General features: G+C 72.5%; 11 protein-coding genes. 5 read left to right on the top strand and 6 right to left on the bottom strand.

Features of this window, described 5'->3' with window-relative positions:
• Nucleotides 1–514 precede the first annotated feature (514 nt).
• From PZB77_RS01675 to PZB77_RS01665, 3 genes are all read left to right on the top strand, one after another.
• The gene (locus tag PZB77_RS01675; RefSeq protein ID WP_275490716.1) at nucleotides 515–1483 is read left to right on the top strand and encodes a glycoside hydrolase family 6 protein; all 969 of its coding nucleotides are present in this window, start codon (nucleotides 515–517) and stop codon (nucleotides 1481–1483) included.
• Nucleotides 1484–1644: 161 nt separating this feature from the next.
• Nucleotides 1645–2958 (top strand): glycoside hydrolase family 6 protein, encoded by a 1314-nt coding sequence (locus PZB77_RS01670; protein ID WP_275490715.1) that lies wholly within the window; start codon nucleotides 1645–1647, stop codon nucleotides 2956–2958.
• A 419-nt stretch (nucleotides 2959–3377) separates the two neighbouring features.
• Nucleotides 3378–4697: a type III PLP-dependent enzyme gene (locus PZB77_RS01665; protein ID WP_275490714.1), complete on the top strand. Its 1320-nt coding sequence runs from the start codon at nucleotides 3378–3380 to the stop codon at nucleotides 4695–4697.
• 122 nt (nucleotides 4698–4819) lie between these two features.
• On the opposite strand, the gene PZB77_RS01660 is transcribed toward PZB77_RS01665, so the two are convergent.
• The 6 genes from PZB77_RS01660 to PZB77_RS01635 form a co-directional block, all read right to left on the bottom strand.
• Entirely contained in the window at nucleotides 4820–6160 is a 1341-nt protein-coding gene (locus PZB77_RS01660) for a glutamine synthetase family protein (protein ID WP_275490713.1), read from the bottom strand.
• 138 nt (nucleotides 6161–6298) lie between these two features.
• Complete coding sequence (locus PZB77_RS01655) at nucleotides 6299–7333, bottom strand: ketoacyl-ACP synthase III (RefSeq protein WP_275490712.1); 1035 nt, start codon at nucleotides 7331–7333, stop codon at nucleotides 6299–6301.
• Between the two features lie 425 nt (nucleotides 7334–7758).
• Nucleotides 7759–8550 carry an ATP-binding cassette domain-containing protein gene (locus PZB77_RS01650; RefSeq protein ID WP_275490711.1) on the bottom strand — a complete coding sequence of 264 codons (792 nt, stop codon included), beginning with the start codon at nucleotides 8548–8550 and terminating at the stop codon, nucleotides 7759–7761.
• The gene (locus tag PZB77_RS01645; RefSeq protein WP_275490710.1) at nucleotides 8547–10409 is read right to left on the bottom strand and encodes a dipeptide/oligopeptide/nickel ABC transporter permease/ATP-binding protein; all 1863 of its coding nucleotides are present in this window, start codon (nucleotides 10407–10409) and stop codon (nucleotides 8547–8549) included. Before PZB77_RS01645 ends, PZB77_RS01650 begins: the two co-directional genes overlap by 4 nt.
• A 2-nt stretch (nucleotides 10410–10411) precedes the next feature.
• Entirely contained in the window at nucleotides 10412–11380 is a 969-nt protein-coding gene (locus PZB77_RS01640) for an ABC transporter permease (RefSeq protein WP_275490709.1), read from the bottom strand.
• Nucleotides 11381–11397: 17 nt separating this feature from the next.
• The gene (locus PZB77_RS01635) at nucleotides 11398–12981 is read right to left on the bottom strand and encodes an ABC transporter substrate-binding protein (RefSeq protein WP_275490708.1); all 1584 of its coding nucleotides are present in this window, start codon (nucleotides 12979–12981) and stop codon (nucleotides 11398–11400) included.
• Between the two features lie 694 nt (nucleotides 12982–13675).
• Between PZB77_RS01635 and PZB77_RS01630 the strand changes: the two genes are divergently transcribed.
• Nucleotides 13676–14017, top strand: coding sequence for a DUF5132 domain-containing protein (locus tag PZB77_RS01630; protein ID WP_275490707.1), 342 nt, complete (start codon nucleotides 13676–13678; stop codon nucleotides 14015–14017).
• Nucleotides 14018–14195: 178 nt separating this feature from the next.
• Nucleotides 14196–16493, top strand: coding sequence for an ABC transporter ATP-binding protein/permease (locus PZB77_RS01625; protein WP_275490706.1), 2298 nt, complete (start codon nucleotides 14196–14198; stop codon nucleotides 16491–16493).
• The last annotated feature ends 53 nt before the right edge of the window (nucleotides 16494–16546 follow it).

Genomic DNA, 16546 nt, shown 5'->3' with positions numbered 1-16546 from the left:
ATCGCCTGCTCCCCCGGGACACGCCACGTGTCTCGTGCCCGGTGCTCAGCGGGGCCCCGAGAACCGGTGCCCGCGCCGCGAGGAACGAGACAGGTCCCGGCCGGCCCACGCGGGCCTCGCCCGCGGCGTGGTCCTGCGCCGCGGAGAACGCCTGGTGCGGTGGCAGGAAACCTCCTCGTCATCCTGGGCAGGGTAGTGGTAGCGCTTCCAGTTTTCCCAGGGCTCCCTCCGTGCCGAATCGAACCTGAACTGAACCGAGCTCCGTGCAGGGCCCCTTGACAGCTCCAATCCCAGCCCAGACGATACCGGCCATACCCGCAAGGTGCTCCGGACGATTCTGGTAGCGCTTCCAGTGGGAGCGCTCCCAATTCCGGCCGTCGTGTTCCGGTCCGCGAGGCGCGCCAGGCCCGAGCCGCGGGTCCGGCCGCCACCTCGTGCACCGTTTTCCCTCCGCGCCGCACGCTCAGGACGAGAGCCGTGCGGCGTCATCCCCGTCAGGAACCGAGGTACTCCCATGCGTCACCTCCGCCATGCGATGACAGCAGCGCTGCTGGCCCTGCCGTTGGTCCTCGTCGTCTCCCCGCCCGCCCAGGCGGCCGATCCGACCACGCTCACCAGCGGCTTCTACGTCGACCCCCACTCCAGCCCGGCGCTGTGGGCCGCGGCCAACCCCGGTGACGGACGAGCGCCCGCGATCCGCGACAACATCGCCGCGAAGCCCATGGCCCGCTGGTTCGGCAACTGGAGCGGCACCATAGGAACGGCGACCGGGGCCTATGCCGGCGCGGCCGACGCCGCGGACAAACTGCCCGTCCTCGTCGCGTACAACATCCCCAACCGCGACATCTGCGGCGGGCAGTCCGGAGGCGGGGCGGGATCCGTCGCCGCCTACAACGAGTGGATCGCCGCGTTCGCCGGCGGGATCGGCAGCCGGCCCGCCGTCGTCGTCCTGGAACCCGATGCGCTCGGCGACACCAGTTGCATGACGGCCGCCCAGATCACCGAGCGGAACTCCCTGCTCAACAACGCGATCACCCAGTTCAGCCAGAAGGCCCCCAACACCTGGGTCTACCTCGACGCCGGCAACCCGGGCTGGCGCAGCGCCACGTCGATGGCCGCGAGCCTGGACGCTGCGGGTCTCCGCCGTACCCGGGGCTTCTCGCTGAACGTCTCCAACCACTACACCACCGCGCAGAACATCACCTACGCCAACGCGGTCAACGCCGCGCTGAGCTCGTCCAAGGGGTACACGAAGCCGTTCGTCGTGGACACCAGCCGCAACGGCAACGGCTCGAGCAACGGCGAATGGTGCAACTCGGCCGGCCGCAGGATCGGGACCCCCACCCAGAAGGGCGGGGGCGCGGAGATGCTCCTGTGGATCAAGACCCCCGGGGAGTCGGACGGCAACTGCGGGGTCGGAGCCGGATCCGCAGCAGGCCAGTTCCTCCCCGAAGCCGCCTACAAGATGATCTACGGCTACTGATCTCCCCCTCCCCGCCGGCCGTTTCGGTGAGGTCCCGGAGAAAGCTCCGTTCCCCTCCCGCCATCCCTCGACGGAGCCCGCCTGCCGTGACGGCGCGCGTCGGGTTCCAGCAGGTGGGGCACGGCCCCTCCGCAGCCTTCGATCCCAGACCAGGAGTCTCCATGCGTTCCCGTACTTTCCGGCGCCGTACGGCCATCGTCGCCGCGGCGCTCACCGCCTGCGCGGCATTCGCCGCCCCCGCCCAGGCCGCACCCGCAACCACTCCCGCTCCCGCTCCCGCTCCCGCGACGGGAACGGTCACCCCGGCGACGAAGTTCTACGTCGACCCGAGCAGCAAGGCGGCCCGGCAGGCCCTCGACGACCTGAAGGCCGGACATCTCGAAGACGGCTTGAACATGGCCAAGTTGGCGAGTTACCCGCAGGCCGCCTGGTTCACGGAGGGCACGCCCACCGAAGCCCGTACCGGCGTGCGCAAGCTCGTCCGTGCCGCCGCGACCACCCGCCGGGTCCCGGTCCTCGTCGCGTACAACATCCCCGGACGCGACTGCAGCCTCTACTCCAGCGGCGGGGCCGACTCCTCCGCCGCCTACCGTCAGTGGATCGACGCGTTCGCCCAGGGCATCGGCAGCAGCAAGGCCGTGGTCATCCTGGAGCCCGACGGCCTGGCCGCCCTGCCCAAGGACTGTGCCGGAGACATCGACCCGACCGGAGAACTCACCGTTCGCCGCCTGTCCGACCTCGACTACGCGGTCCGCACCCTGAAGGGCGCCGCGAACACCGCGGTCTACCTGGACGCGGGCAACAGTCAGTGGCGGTCCGTCGGCGACATCACGCAGCGGCTCCTGGACGCAGGCGTGGAAAGGAGTGACGGCTTCGTCCTGAACATATCCAACTACCAGCCCACCGACGAGACATCGCACTACGGGACCTGGATCTCCCAGTGCATGTGGTTCGCGACCAAGGGGCCCGAGTGGTCCCGGGGTCACAGCGACTGGTGCGCCAGCCAGTACTACTCCCCGGCCGCCCCCAACGACACCACCCCCGGCAACGCCGTCTCCTCCACCGACCCCTCGACCTGGCACTGGACGGACGCCTGGTACGACCAGAACGTGGGCACTCCTTCCACCGGCGAGCTGGCGCACTTCGTCGTCGACACCAGCCGCAACGGAAAGGGGCCGTGGACCCCGCCGGCCGGTAAGTACGCGGGGGACCCGGAGACGTGGTGCAACCCGCCCGGACGGGGCATGGGCCCCCGCCCGACCGCCGACACGGGCGTTCCGCTGGTGGACGCCTACCTGTACGTGAAGACCATCGGTGAGTCCGACGGCAGTTGCACCCGGAACACCGGCGGCACGGTCGACCCCGAGTACGGTGTCGTCGACCCGGCCGCCGGAGTCTGGTGGCCCGAACAGGCCCACGAGCTCGCCCGCAACGCGCAGCCCCGTCTGACGCTGAACCACTGGGCAGGACTCTGACGGGTCGGTTCTTCCTTCCGGACGCGGCCGTGCGGCGGGGTGCGGGAGGCCGGGAAGACGGCCGACACCGACGGGGCGCCCGCCGTCGGCCGTGATCCGGCGGCGACCGCGCGGGCGGGGCCAGTGAGGCCCGGCCCGCGCCCGAGGCGTCGTCCCACCGGGGTGCCGGCTCGCCCCCGTCGCGCTGCCGCTGCCGCTGCTTCTGCTGGCTCGCGCAGTTCCCGCGTCGCATGACCGGCATCTTGACGCTCGCACCCCCATACGCGCGCCAGGGGCGGGCCGGGCCGTCCGGCGTCCACGGAGCCCGGCGTGAGGAATTCGGCTCACGAGTCATAACCCACCTCTGCACTCCCTCGTTCCCTCTCGTGGGTGCCGGAACGTTCCCGGCATCGATCACCCAGTCGGACAGGGAGTCATGCGTGAGGCCTCAGGCCACCGACATGTGTCAGATCGCCGAACAGCGCCGGGCGGCCGACCGTGGCAGTGCCGCCCACCGCGCCCCGACGGCGTCGGCCGCCGTGCCGAGGTCCTGGCCGCCCCCTTCCGGCCGGCACGAGGATTCCGCCCTGCGCGCCGCCCTCGCGAACGCGGTCGAGGACACCCTCGTCTACGACCTGGAGGGCATCGGGCGCCAGTACACTGCCCTGTGTGCCGAACTTCCCGGTGTCGGCGTCCGGTTCGCGATGAAGGCATGCCCGGTGGACGAGGTGCTCGATCATCTCGCCGGACTCGGTGCCGGCTTCGACGCCGCCGGTCCGCAGGAGATCATCCAGGCGCTGCGCACCGGAGTGGCCCCCGGCCTGATCCACTACGGCAACACCGTCAAGTCCGACCGCAACATCGCCGACGCCTACCGGCTGGGCGTGCGTGACTTCGCCACCGACAGCCGGGAGGACGTCGCCGCCATCGCCGAACACGCGCCGGGGTCCGCAGTGTTCTGTCGCGTCGCCACCAGCGGTGAGGGCGCGCTGTGGGGTCTGAGTCACAAGTTCGGCTGCTCGCCCGAGGATGCCCTGCGCGTGCTCGTCGCAGCCCGGGACGCGGCTCTGGTGCCCTCCGGCCTGTCGGTGCACGTCGGCTCCCAGCAGATGACGACCGAAGCCTGGAGCGCGGCGATCGAGACGCTGGCCGCCTTGCTGGAAAGGCTGCAGCGGCAGGGGGTCCTCCTGGACCGGATCAACCTCGGCGGTGGACTGCCCGCCCTCGGCGTGCTCGACCGGTGCGGCCGGCCACTGGAGCCGCCGCTGGACAAGATGTTCACGGTGATGCGCGAGGGAATGGCGCGGCTGCGCGCCGTCAGCACGGCGCCGTTGTCCTTCCTGCTGGAGCCCGGCCGCCACCTGGTCGCCGACCACGGCGCGATCCGCGCCCACGTCTCCCGGCTCACTTCGCGCCACCGGGCCGACGGCACACGCGTGCACTGGCTCTACCTCAGCTGCGGGAAGTTCAACGGTCTCTACGAGATGGACCAGTTGCAGTACCGGCTGGAGTTCCCGACCCGACCCGGCGGGCAGTTCGTCGACGCCGTGGTGGCCGGTCCGACGTGCGACAGCGATGACGCCTACGCCCAGGAAGGCGGCCTGGTACGGGTGCCGCGCACCATCGCATCCGGCGACCCTGTCTGGATCCACTCCTGCGGCGCCTATGCCGTGGCCTACACCACCCAGGGCTTCAACGGCTTCGCGCCGCTGCCGTACACGTGCGTCGCCGGTCCTGCTCCGGACGGAGGAAGCGCCTGAGGGACCGCGCATCCTGCTGCTCGCGGCGAGCGACGCGGGCGGGCCGGCGGCGCCGGCCGGTACGGGTGGATGCGGATGTCCACCGTCCTCACCCGCTACCGGGCCGCAGAGATGACCCTCCGTCAGTATCGCCAGCGCACCGCCTCGATGACGTCCGCATCCGGCATCCCCGCGAACAACTCCGCCTCCGCCCGCCGGACGGCCAGTACCGCCTCGTACAGCCCGGGGCCGAGCGACCGGCGCAGGAGGGCGGATTTCTCGAACGCGTCGGTCGCCTCCGAGAGGCTCGCCGGAAGGCGCTCGGCGCCGCCGAGAGCGGCGGGGTCCGTGGTGGTCTCGGGGGGCAGCGGCATCGCGGCGTCGAGCCCGGCGAGCCCGGCGGCCAGCACCCCGCCGACCTCCAGGTACGGATTGGCGGCGGCGTCGAAGCACTTGAACTCGGCATTGGCCTGCCCGGTCGCCGAACCGGCGATCAGGCGCAGCGCCGCCTCGCGGTTCTCCAGGCCCCAGCAGCGGTACGCCCCCGCGAAGCGGGAAGGGACCAGGCGCAGGTAGGAGGCGGCGCCGGGTGCGCCGAGGGCGAGCAGAGCGGGCAGCTCGGCCAGCACCCCCGAGAGGAAGTGTTCGGCCTCGGGGTGCAGCCCGTGACGGCCGGGCCCGTCATGTCCGAGGTTGCGGCCCTGCTGCCAGAGGCTGAGGTGCAGGTGGCCGCCGTTGCCGATCGTGCCCTCGGCGAAGACGGGGGCGTACGAGACCCGCAGCCCGTGCCGGGCCGAGACGGCCCGGATGGTGTGGCGCACCAGCATCGTGGTGTCGGCCGCCTCGACCGGCCCCTCGGGGGCGACCGAGACCTCGAACTGCCCGGCGGCGTACTCGGGGTGGAGCTGCAGCACGGTCAGGCCCTGCGCGGTGAGAGCGCGGAGCAACTCCCGCAGGTAGTCGGAGTGTTCGATGAAGCGCGTCATCCCGTACCCGGGCCCCGAGGCCGCGGGGTCTCCGGTCGCGTCGGCCACCACCCACTCGACCTCGATCCCGGCCCGCACCGCGTAACCGCGCCGCTCGACGGCCTCGGTGGCACGCCGGGCGAAGCCGCGCTGACAGCCGGGGTGCGGGGTGCCGTCCTGGGCGTAGAGGTCCGCCGGGGCCCAGGCCCAGCCGGGCTGGGCGGCGAGCGGGGTGAGCCGGTCGAGGTCGGGCACGAGCCGTAGGTCGCCCATCGGGCCGCTGCTCGACGCCGTGGTGGTGAAGGAGTCGTCCACCAGCGAGACGTCGAAGCAGGGGAGGGCGCCGACACCGTGCTCGGCGGCCTGTCCGAGTCGGGCGAGCGGGACGGACTTCACCCGGGTGAGTCCTGCGTTGTCGACCCAGCCGAACACGACGCCGTCGATGTCGTCGGCGGCGAGCCGTAGTTCGGCCGCGCGGGCCTGAGCGGCCCGTTCGGCCTGCGAGCACGTGGTGGTCATGCAGTCCATGCTGGTGCGGGTCACTACGGAATCGCCAGCCGCCGACCACGAGTTCACCCGTCCGTGAACGGCCGGAGCGCGGACGTGACATCCGCGCCGAGGCGGCAACCCCCTTCATCGAACCTGATGTGGGGTTGGTCAGGCGTGTCGGAGGCAGAGGGTCCCCCACTGGAAGCCCGCTCCGATTCCGGACAGCACGTAGGTGTCTCCCGGGAGGAGGGAACCCCCGGCGACGGCGGTGTGGAGTGCGGTGAACACGCCGGCCGATCCGGTGTTGCCCAGTCGGTCGATCGTGACCGGGGCCCGTTCTCGGGGGACCCCCAGGACCGCCATGGTCTCGTCGAGAATGTTCAGGTTGGCCTGGTGCAGGAAGAAGTGCCGTACCTGGTCGATCGGTACCCCGGCGCGCCGGGCGGCGCAGGTGATGCTCTCGGGCAGCAGCGTGGTCGCGGCGTTCCAGACGGCACGGCCGTCCATCGACAGGTAGTGGTCCCCGGCGGCGACGGTGGCGGTGCTGGCGGGCGCCCGGGAGCCTCCGGCGGGGATCTGGACGGCGTAGGAGAGCTGGGAGCCCAGGCTGTAGGAGAGCAGACCCGCACCCGGGGTGTCGTTGCGGGTGAGGACGACGGCGGCCGCGGCGTCTCCGAAGAAGACACCGGTGGTGCGGTCGGTGGGGTCGGCGACCCTGGAGGCGCAGTCGGCCGCGAGCAGCAGGACGGTGGTGATGGAGGGGTTCTGCATCAGGTGTGCGGCGATCAGCAGGGCCTGGATGCCGGAGGCACAGGCGGCTGTCGTGACGTCCAGGGAGAGCGCGCGGTGGGCACCGAGGGCGTCCTTGACGATGAGCGCGGTCGACAGGAGCGGTTGGTCCCAGGTGTAGGTGGCGACGATGACCGCGTCCAGTCGGCCGGGCTCGACGCCGGCGGATTCCAGGGCCGGGTGAGCGGCGGCGACGCACATGTCGGAGGTCGCCAGGTGCGGGGCCAGACGGCGGCGCTCGCGAATACCCGTGCGGCTGGTGATCCATGCGTCGCTGGTGTCCAGGGAGCGGGTGAGCTCCTGGTTGGTGACGACGTCCGGCGGCAGATGGATGCCCGTCCCGGCAATGGCGAACGGCACGGACAGGCCCACGCCGGTCTGGTGGAACAGGGTCGGGTCCAGGGCGACGGTCATGTCACGGCGCTCCGTCCGGGGGGCATCGGTGTTCCTCGAAGAGTTCCCATGTTCCGTCCTTTCTCCGCCGGTCGTCCGTGGCATCGCGGTGCCGGGTCATGGAATTGCGAAGCCGCTGCATCGTCTCACGGTGATCAGCTCGTCGGATCACGTTGTAATTCGATTGCGTGATGCGGTGGTTGGCCGCTTGACGGTTGTTCGTGGGAATTCACGGGGTGTTTCCCGAGCGCATCCGCCGCGGGCCCCGCCCTTGCCGGTGGACCGCTTCCCGGCCGGTCGGGCATTCGGCCGGAATTGCGGGAAGGGGGACTCCCTCGTGCCCGCCGACGAGTCGGCCGCCCCCTGGCCGGCGATTCGCATCGGACGGGTGGGCGGCGGCGACGGTCGCCCGTGTTCAGAAGGGCACCGCCTCCGGATGCCGAGGATCACGACGACCTCTGCCCGGGGAGGGAGGCGCGCAGCGAGGGAACGGAGGCGAGCAGCGTCCGGGTGTAGGGATGGTTCGGGGCGCGCAGGATCGTCGCGGTGGGGGCGATCTCGACGATCCTGCCGTGCCGCATGACCGCCACGACGTCCGACACGTGACAGACCGCCGGCAGGTTGTGGCCGATGAACAGCATGGAGAGTCCGAGCTGTCGCCGGAGTTCACGGATGGTGTTGAGGACGGACGCCTGCACGGAGACGTCGAGCGCCGAGGTGATCTCGTCGGCGATCAGCAGGCCGGGCTCGACGCAGAGCGAGCGGGCCAGGGCGACGCGCTGGCGCTGGCCGCCGGAGAGTTGCCGCGGCAGGCGATCGGCGAGCCGCGGATCGAGGCCGACGAGTCCGAGCAGTTCGGTGACGCGCCCGGGGCGGGCGGCGCGGTCGAGCCGTCGGAAGACCGTGGCGGCCTCCACGAGGGTCTGGCGGACCGTCATCCGGGGATCGAGCGCGGTGTCCGGGTCCTGGAGGACGACCTGGACTTGGCGGCCGAGCCGGCGCCGGTCGTGGACGGTGCGGGTGCGGACCTCGCGGCCGTCGATCAGGACCCGGCCGGCGTGCACGGGCACGAGGCCGACGATCGCGCCGGCCAGGCTGGACTTCCCGGAGCCCGATTCCCCCACGAGACCGAGGGTGGTTCCCGACGGGATCTCCAGCGAGACACCGTCCACGGCGGCGGGGGCGTCACGGCGGCCGGGGTGGCGGACGGTGAGATCGACGACCTGGAGGGTGGTCATGACGCGGTCACCGCCTCCGGGGTCGCCGCCGGAACCGGATACCAGCAGGCGACCCGGTGGTCGGCATCGAGTTCCTCCAGCGGGGGAGCCTGCTCGGCGCAGCGGTCCTGGCGCCGCGCGCAACGGGGCGCGAACGGGCACCCCGCCTCGGGTGCGAGCGGATCGGGCGGTGATCCCTCGATCGTCGGCAGCGGTCGGTCCCGGTCGGCGCCGAGGTCCGGTACCGAGGCGATCAGGGCCCGCGTGTAGGGATGCCGGGCCCCGTCTGCGAGGCGGTCGACGGGCAGCCCCTCGACGACGGTGCCCGCGTACATCACCAGGATCCGGTCGCAGAACTCGCCCACGAGCGCGACGTCGTGGCTGATGAAGAGGATCGCCGCGGAGGTGTCCCTCCGGAGGTCGGTGAGCAGCCGGGTGATCTGGCGCTGCACGGTGACGTCGAGCGCGGTGGTCGGTTCGTCGGCGATGACCAGTCCCGGCCGCACCATCAGCCCCGAGGCGATCATCACCCGCTGGCGCTGACCGCCCGAGAGCTGATGAGGGCGCGCACGCATCAGTGCCGGGGCCAGGGCCACCCGTCGAAGGGCGTCGGCCGCCTCCGCCGCGGCGCTCGTGCGGCTCGCACCCCGGTGGGCCCGGACGGCCTCGGTGAGCTGGGTGGCGATGCGCAGGGACGGGTTGAGCGCCGAGGCCGGGTTCTGGAAGATCATCGACAGACCCGTCGCCAGGCGCCGGTCCCGCTCCTTCGGCGTCAGGGCGGAGAGGTCCTCCCCGTGGAGACGCAGAGTGCGCCTCGATGTCCGGGCGCCGTACGGGAGCAGGTCGGCGACGGCGAGCGCGGTGAGCGACTTCCCGGACCCGGACTCGCCGACGAGGCCGACGATCTCGCCCGGCCGCAGCGAGAGGCACACCCCCCGCACCGGCCGGATCGTGCCGCCGGCAGTGGGGAGTTCGACGGTGAGGTCTTCCACCTGGAGGACCAGCCCGTCCTCCGCGGGGCCGCTCGGAGCGAGTACCGGTGCGGGTCCGCGCGCCACCGGTGCGCGCCGTGCGACGTGGGTGGCCAGGACCTCTCCGAGGAACTGGAAGGTCAGCGCCGCGTAGAGGACGGCCAGGCCCGGGGCGAGCGCGGGCACCGGCTCGGCGTAGATCCGGTCGAGTCCCTGGCTGAGCAACTGTCCCCAGTCGTAACCGGGTGCCTGGACGCCCAGGCCCAGGAAGCTGAGCCCGGAGAGTGCGACCAGGGCGGTGCCACCCGCCGTGGTGACGGCGAGGAGCAGCGGCTCCGCGATGTTGGGCAGGACGTGCCGCCACAGCAGGCGGTGGCGGCGCAGGCCGAGGACTCTGGCCGCGGCCAGGTGATCGGTGCCCGCGACGCCTGCGGCGAGGGTCTGGGCGAGCCGGGCGAACCCGGGGACGGCCGCCGCCGCGAGCGCCAGCACCGCTCCGGTGGCGCCCGCGCCGAACACGACCGCCAGGAACATCGCGACGAGGAGCGCCGGGAAGGCGAGCAGCAGGTTGATCAGCCCGCCGGTCAGCCGGCGGCCGCGCCGGCCGAGGACAGCGGTGCACGCCCCGAGGAGGATTCCCGCGGTCGCGCCGAGCAGCACCGCCGCGAGCGCGAGCAGCAGGGAAGGGCGCGCGGCCGTCAGAATGCGGGCGAGCAGGTCCCGGCCGAGGCTGTCCGTGCCGAACGGGTGCGCCGCCGAGGGGCCTTGGAGCACGGCGGAGAGGTCGGGCCGGTCTGCTGCCGCACCCCACACCGGCGGGCCGGCCAGCGCGAGCGCGACGAGCGACGCCAGCATGACCGCGGTGGCCCAGGCCAGGGGAGAGCGGGAACGTCCGGACGGAGGGCGCATGGTCACATCTCCCGGATCGCCGAGCGGGGATCGAGCAGGGCGAGCAGCACGTCCACCAGGAGCCCCGCCAGCAGCACGGCCGTGCCCAGCACCAGGACCATGGCCTGGACCACCGGATAGTCCTGTGCGACCACGGACTGCGCCATGGCGGAGCCGATGCCCGGCCAGGCGAAGACCTTCTCGACCAGCACGGTGCCGGCGATCAGACCCGGCAGCAGACTCCCGGCGACGGTCAGCGCGGCGGACGCCATGTTCGGTGCCGTGTGCCGGAGGTAACGGCGAGCCGGAGAGAGCCGTTTGCTCCGGGCGGTGCGCAGATAGTCCTCGTCCAGTACCTTCAGCGCCTCCACCCGGACGATGCGCAGCAGCACGGCGGTGGGGGCGAGGGCGAGCGCCAGGACGGGCAGGACGAACGACGCGGCGCCCGCCGCACCCGCCACCGGGAGCAGGTGGAGTCCGACGGCCAGCAGCGCGGTCAGTCCGGCGGCCAGGACGAAGTCCGGCACTCCGGTCAGACCGGCGGTGACCGCGGTGAAGACCAGCTCGGTGCGCGGGCGGCGGCCGTCGCGGGTGCCCACGGCGGCCAGGAGACCGCCGGGCAGGGCGATGGCGAGGGTGACCAGGAAGGCGAGGACGGCGATCTCCAGGGTGGCCGGCAAGCGGGTGCGGACCAGCTCCGCGACGGGCGCCCCGGTGACCAGCGAGGAACCGAGGTCACCGTGGAGGAGGCCGCCGAGGTAGTGGCGGTACTGGGACACGAAGGGGGCGTCGAGCCCGAGTGCGTGCCTGCGGGCGGCCACCAGCCCGGGAGCGGCGTCGACGCCGAGCGCGGCCCGGACCGGATCGCCGGGGATGAGGCGGACCATCGCGAAGGACGCGGTGACCACCACCCCCAGGGAGAGGAGCAGCCGGACAGTGCGGCGGCCGAGGAACACGGTCCAGGGGTGCCGCAGTAGCTGGGGTACGGACATGGTGGGCCCCGGGTCGGTCACTGGTGGAGGCGGATGCTGGTGGGAACGAGCAGTCCGCCGAAGGTGGTGGCGAAGGTGGTGCGGTAGCCGTACACGCTGGTTCGGCCCTGGGCGATCGGCAGCGCGTCGGCCGAGCGGAAGAGCGCGGCGGCCGCCCGGTTCCAGGTGGCGCACCCCGCCGTGTCGGTCTCCCCGAGGGCCCGGGCGACCAGGGCGTCGTACTCGGGATTGGTCACGCCCGCGAAGTTGAGGCCCCGGGCGGGGGCCGGACCGGAGAAGAAGGGGATGAAGCCCACCGGGAGCGCGAACCCCGGTGTGCTGCCGACCACCACGTCGAAGTCGGCGCTCTGGTACATGGCGTTGACGAGAGCCGGCAGGCTCTCGGCGACCAGGTCGACCTCGGCGCCGAGCGCCGTCCACTCGCGGGCCATGAGTTCGGCGACGGGGACCAGGGTCGGGCCGAGGTCCGGGCTGGTGATCAGGCGGAGCCGGAGCGGCCGGCCGCCCTTGGTGAGGGGGCCGGCCGCGGAGCGGGTCCAGCCGGCGGTGCGCAGGGCCTCGGCGGCGTTCTGCGCCGGCAGGTGGGTGTCGGCGAGGTCGGCGTGGCAGACGGAGCCCTCGGCACCGAAATCGGTGGCGGGTTCACCGGTGCCGCCGACGGCGACGTTGGCGAGACCCCGGCGGTCGAGGGCGGAGACCAGGGCGCGGCGGAGCGCCCGGTCGGAGAGCGCCCGTCCGGGGCGGTGGTTGAAGAAGGTCAGCCCGACCACGGTCGCCACGTCGGCGGTGGACAGGCCGCGTCCGGTGAGCCGGGCGCGGTCCGGCCCGCTCACGCCCGCGATGTCGACGCCCCCGGTGAGCAGCAGGTTCGCCGCCGTGGACGCCTGGGGCACCACCGAGAGGACGATGCGCGCGGGAAGACCGGGTGCCCTGGTCGTCGCTCCGGCGGGCCCCCAGGAGTAGTCGTCGCGCACGGCGAACTCGTACGGCCCCCCGGGGGTGTAGCGGGTGAGCACGTACGGGCCGGTGCCGTGGGTGGCGCGGTCCAGGGAACCGGGCCGGCCGAGACCGGCGGGGCAGACGATCGGCAGCCGGCCGATGGTGCGGACGAGGAACGGGAAGGGGGCGGCGGCGGTCGTCGACACCGTGCCGGTGCCGTCGTCGGCGCTCGCCTCGAAGGGGACGTTCGGCAGGACGGTCTGGGCACCGGCCAACTGGTGGGCGGGGTCGCCCGCGTAGGTGAGAGCCCGGGCCACCGCCGTCGCGGTGAGCGCGGTGCCGTCGGAGCAGGTGATGCCCGGGCGGAGGGTGAAGGTGGCGGTGGTGGCCGTCGCCCGCCAGGAGGAGGCCAGGCCGGAGACGAGCGCGCCGCCGGGGGCGAGGTTGACCAGGGAGTCGTAGGCGAAGTGGGCCTGGGAGGAACCGAAGGCGGAGTACGGGTCGAAGCTCGGCGTCTCGCCGGCCTGGGCGATCCGGACGGTGCCGCGGATCACCGGTGGGGTGGTGGTCGAGGAGGTGGTGCTCCCGCCGCAACCGCCCAGCGCGACGGCCGAGGCGGTGAGTGCGGCCGCCAGGGCGATCGGCGGGGTACGTCGGCGCATGGCCTCATGGTGACACCGCGCCATGGGCTCTGATGACGCAACTGGCCTGTGTGGTAGGCACGTTCGAATGCGCGGATCCGTCCGGTGACGGGGCCGTGAGCCGTCGGGGGTGGCGGGGCGACCGAATCTGATTCACCCGTACGAGGGGCACGACGGCCCGTCGTGCCCGCCGGTCGGGCGGGGCGGCAGGAGCCGACCGCCGCGCCGCTCCTCGCGAGGAGCGGCGTCGCGCGGTGCGGTGGGGTGACGCGGGTCTTTCGCCACCCGCGCGGGAGGGCGGGAGGGGGGAGCGCCTGCCGGCCCTGGCCGGTGATACCGGAAATGCGGTTCCTTCCGGAGAACCGGAGAACCGGAGAACCGGAGAACCGGAGAACCGGAGAACCGGAGAACCGGAGAAGAGATATTGATCGGATTATCGCATTGCATTCATGTGGGATGGGCTGCCCCTCGGGGGTTACGCGTAAAGGCCATGAGCACTCGCATGAGTGAAGGAGAAGGCGCTGCTTGGCCCAGGCGGGTGGGACTCCACTACGGTGATCGCGGGATCGGACGGCGCGCTCCGGCGTCCGGGAATCCGATTCGCCAGATGAGTCCCGGACATTCGAGATCGAAACCCGCACGGCCGGGCACTGCTCCGGCCTTTCGCCACACGTGGGTTTCCCGTCATACGTATGCGTGGAGAGGATGGAGAATCATGCTGCCAGTAGTCCCGCCATTCCTGGTCGGCCTCATCGTCGCGCCGGTCGCCAAGCGCCTGCTCAAGCCGCTGGTGAGTGGGGTCGTCCGGACGTCCGTCGGTATCGCGATGGAGGTGAGGAAGGCGGCTCAGGAGGCCGGGGAGAACATCCACGACCTCGCCGCCGAAGTCGCCGCCGACGTGGTGGCCGCCCAGATCGCCGCCAGTGACACCGGGGGGCACTCCGTCGTCGGCCAGCGGGCCGCCGGAAGCGGCACCAAGGACGGAGCCGCCGAAGGGGAGACGAGGACCCCCAAGATCCGTGGCACCGCCGGTTCCGCTGCCGGCAAGGCCCACTGACGGCCCGTAAGAACCGGGGTCGCCGCCAGGCGCGCACGCCGACCGGTCTCGGCGGAGTGCGCCCGGGCGGCGGCCGCTCGACCGCAGAGACCGCCGCTCAGAGAATCCCGTTCCGTCGCCGTACGCCGTCGTGTTCCGGACGGCCCGCCGCGACCTCCGCAAACAGGTGATCGTACACATGCCATCCCTACTGGGTGCCGCAGCCGGATTCCGCTCCGTGGAACCGGGTGCGAGCCCGCGCTCGGTCATCCCGGGCCGCCAGCGCTGGGACGTCCAGCTGGTGCTCGGACGACCCCGGACGGCCGACGTCCTCGCCGCCGCGCTGCGCCGCATCCCCGGGATCACCGAGGCCCGGGCCAATCCGGTCACCGGCGGGGTCCTCGTCCGGCACGACGCCCGGCTCCGCACGGCGGACGTCGGCCGGATCGTCCGCGGAGCCGTCACCCGGGTCGCCGAGAAGATGACCGGAGCCGGACGTCCCGCGCCGGCCGGCTCCGCCGTCGCTCCGGCCCCGCGGGCGGACCCTGGCCCGGTCGTGCGCCCGGTGCTCGCCGTCGGCGGAGGGATCACGGCCGGGATCGCGCTGTTCAAGGGGTCGGCGCGGAGCAGGCAGTTGGTGGCCGCCGGCGGGGTCGCCGCGGCGACCGCGCTCGTCCTCCGGAAAGCCTGGCGCGGAACGGTCGAAGCGTCCCGGCGAGCCGCCGGGCGGGGTGCCGAACGCCACCCCCTGGTGGAGATCGTCGGCCCGCACCGCCGCCGCCTCTCCCGGGCCGCCGCCCTGTCCGTCGCCTGCCAGGCCGCGGAGATGGCGCTCGGCACCTTCCTCGGATGGACCGGCCTCGTCCTCATCAAGGGAGAGGCGGCTCCGCTGGTCAGCCTCGGCCTGACCACGGCCTCAGCCCAACTCCTGGGTCTCGCAGGGCTGGTGGCCGCCGCCTGCGCCGCGGTGGCCGGCCTCTCCTACGCCTCCAGCCGTCAATGGCGCCAACTCGGCCAGGACATCGAGCACGACTGGCGCAGCCGTACCTACCGACACGTCCAGCGCCTCGAACTCGGCCACCTGGAGGGCGAGCGGACCAGTCGGGTGACCGGCACGCTCACCAACGACGTCGGACAGCTGGGCGCCTTCTTCGCCGGCCCGGCCAACGACGTGCTGCAACTCGGCACCAGCCTCGCCGTCCTGGTACCGGCGTTCCTCCTGCTGGCACCGCAGATCGCCTGGATCGCGTTCCTGCCCATTCCGGTCGTCGCGTGGCTCTCGCTGCGCCACCAGGACAACGCCGCGGCAACCTACGCGGCCACCGGCGAGTGTCGGGCCGGACTGGGCAGCCAGGTGATCAACTCACTCGAAGCGAGTGCGACCGTCAAGAGCTTCTGCACCGAGGAGTACGAGGCGGCACGCGTCGACGAGCTGAGCGAGTCTGTTCAGGAGAGCAGTCGGCAGGCCGACCGGAGCACCATCCGCCACGCCGAGACCGTCCGGGCCTGCACCACCGCGTCCATGGCCGGCACCCTTCTGATCGGCGGCCGTTCGGTACTCAACGGCACCCTGCGCTTCGAGGTGTTCAGCCCGTTGATCGGTCTGCCCCAGATGCTGCTGATGCGGATGAGCCGGCTCGGTGGCATCGCCGACCAGTACCAGCGCACCCTCGCCTCCTACGACCGGGTCCAGCGCCTGCGCACCCTGCCCACCGAGGCCGACCACGGCGACGGGACGCTCGAACTCGCCGAGGTCCGGGGCGAGATCGTCCTCGACAAGGTCACCTTCGCCTACCCCGGCCGCCCGGCGACGCTGGAGGACCTCTCCCTGACCATCCCGGCCGGCCGGGTGACCGCCCTGGTGGGCGCCACCGGCTCCGGCAAGACGACGATCGCCAAGCTGCTGATGCGCTACCAGGACGCGGAGTCCGGCAGGGTGCTGCTCGACGGAGAGGACGTCCGCGACCTGCGGCGGCAGGACCTGCGCCACGCCATCGGCTTCGTCGCGCAGGATCCGTTCCTCTTCGACGGCAGCATCGCCGACAACATCCGCTACGGCAGCTTCGGCGCCTCGCACGAGGACGTCGTCCGGGCCGCCGCCATGGCCGAGGCGCACGCCTTCGTCGCCACCCTGCCCGACGGCTACGACACCCTGATCGGTGAACGCGGCGCCACGCTCTCGGGCGGTCAGCGGCAGCGGATCGCCCTGGCGCGCACGATCCTCAAGGACCCACCGGTCGTCATCCTCGACGAGGCCACCTCCGCCGTCGACAACGAGACCGAGGCCGCCATCCAGCGCACGCTGCGCAGCTTCGCGGCAGACCGGACGATGGTCGTCATCGCCCACCGCCTCTCCACGGTCCGCCACGCCGACCGGATCTACGTCATGGACCAGCGCGGCATCGTCGCCGAGCAAGGCACCCACGACGAACTCCTCGCCCAGCACGGGCTCTACGCATCCCTCTGGCAGCTCCAGGCCGGCGACATCGCCGCCTGACCGCGGACCGGTCCGCCCCGACCCGCCGACCACGTGACACCCCGCGGCCGGCG

This window comes from Streptomyces sp. AM 2-1-1, assembly GCF_029167645.1.
Classification (GTDB): Bacteria; Actinomycetota; Actinomycetes; order Streptomycetales; family Streptomycetaceae; genus Streptomyces.
The sequence above is the reverse complement of the archived record's forward strand: the minus strand, read 5'-3'. Positions and strand labels throughout refer to the sequence as shown.

Coding starts and splice junctions, on each gene's coding strand:
- PZB77_RS01675 (WP_275490716.1), top strand. CDS start 515: ATGCGTCACCTCCGCCATGCGATGACAGCAGCGCTGCTGGCCCTGCCG.
- PZB77_RS01670 (WP_275490715.1), top strand. CDS start 1,645: ATGCGTTCCCGTACTTTCCGGCGCCGTACGGCCATCGTCGCCGCGGCG.
- PZB77_RS01660 (WP_275490713.1), bottom strand. CDS start 6,160: ATGACCACCACGTGCTCGCAGGCCGAACGGGCCGCTCAGGCCCGCGCG.
- PZB77_RS01655 (WP_275490712.1), bottom strand. CDS start 7,333: ATGACCGTCGCCCTGGACCCGACCCTGTTCCACCAGACCGGCGTGGGC.
- PZB77_RS01650 (WP_275490711.1), bottom strand. CDS start 8,550: ATGACCACCCTCCAGGTCGTCGATCTCACCGTCCGCCACCCCGGCCGC.
- PZB77_RS01645 (WP_275490710.1), bottom strand. CDS start 10,409: ATGCGCCCTCCGTCCGGACGTTCCCGCTCTCCCCTGGCCTGGGCCACC.
- PZB77_RS01640 (WP_275490709.1), bottom strand. CDS start 11,380: ATGTCCGTACCCCAGCTACTGCGGCACCCCTGGACCGTGTTCCTCGGC.
- PZB77_RS01635 (WP_275490708.1), bottom strand. CDS start 12,981: ATGCGCCGACGTACCCCGCCGATCGCCCTGGCGGCCGCACTCACCGCC.
- PZB77_RS01630 (WP_275490707.1), top strand. CDS start 13,676: ATGCTGCCAGTAGTCCCGCCATTCCTGGTCGGCCTCATCGTCGCGCCG.
- PZB77_RS01625 (WP_275490706.1), top strand. CDS start 14,196: ATGCCATCCCTACTGGGTGCCGCAGCCGGATTCCGCTCCGTGGAACCG.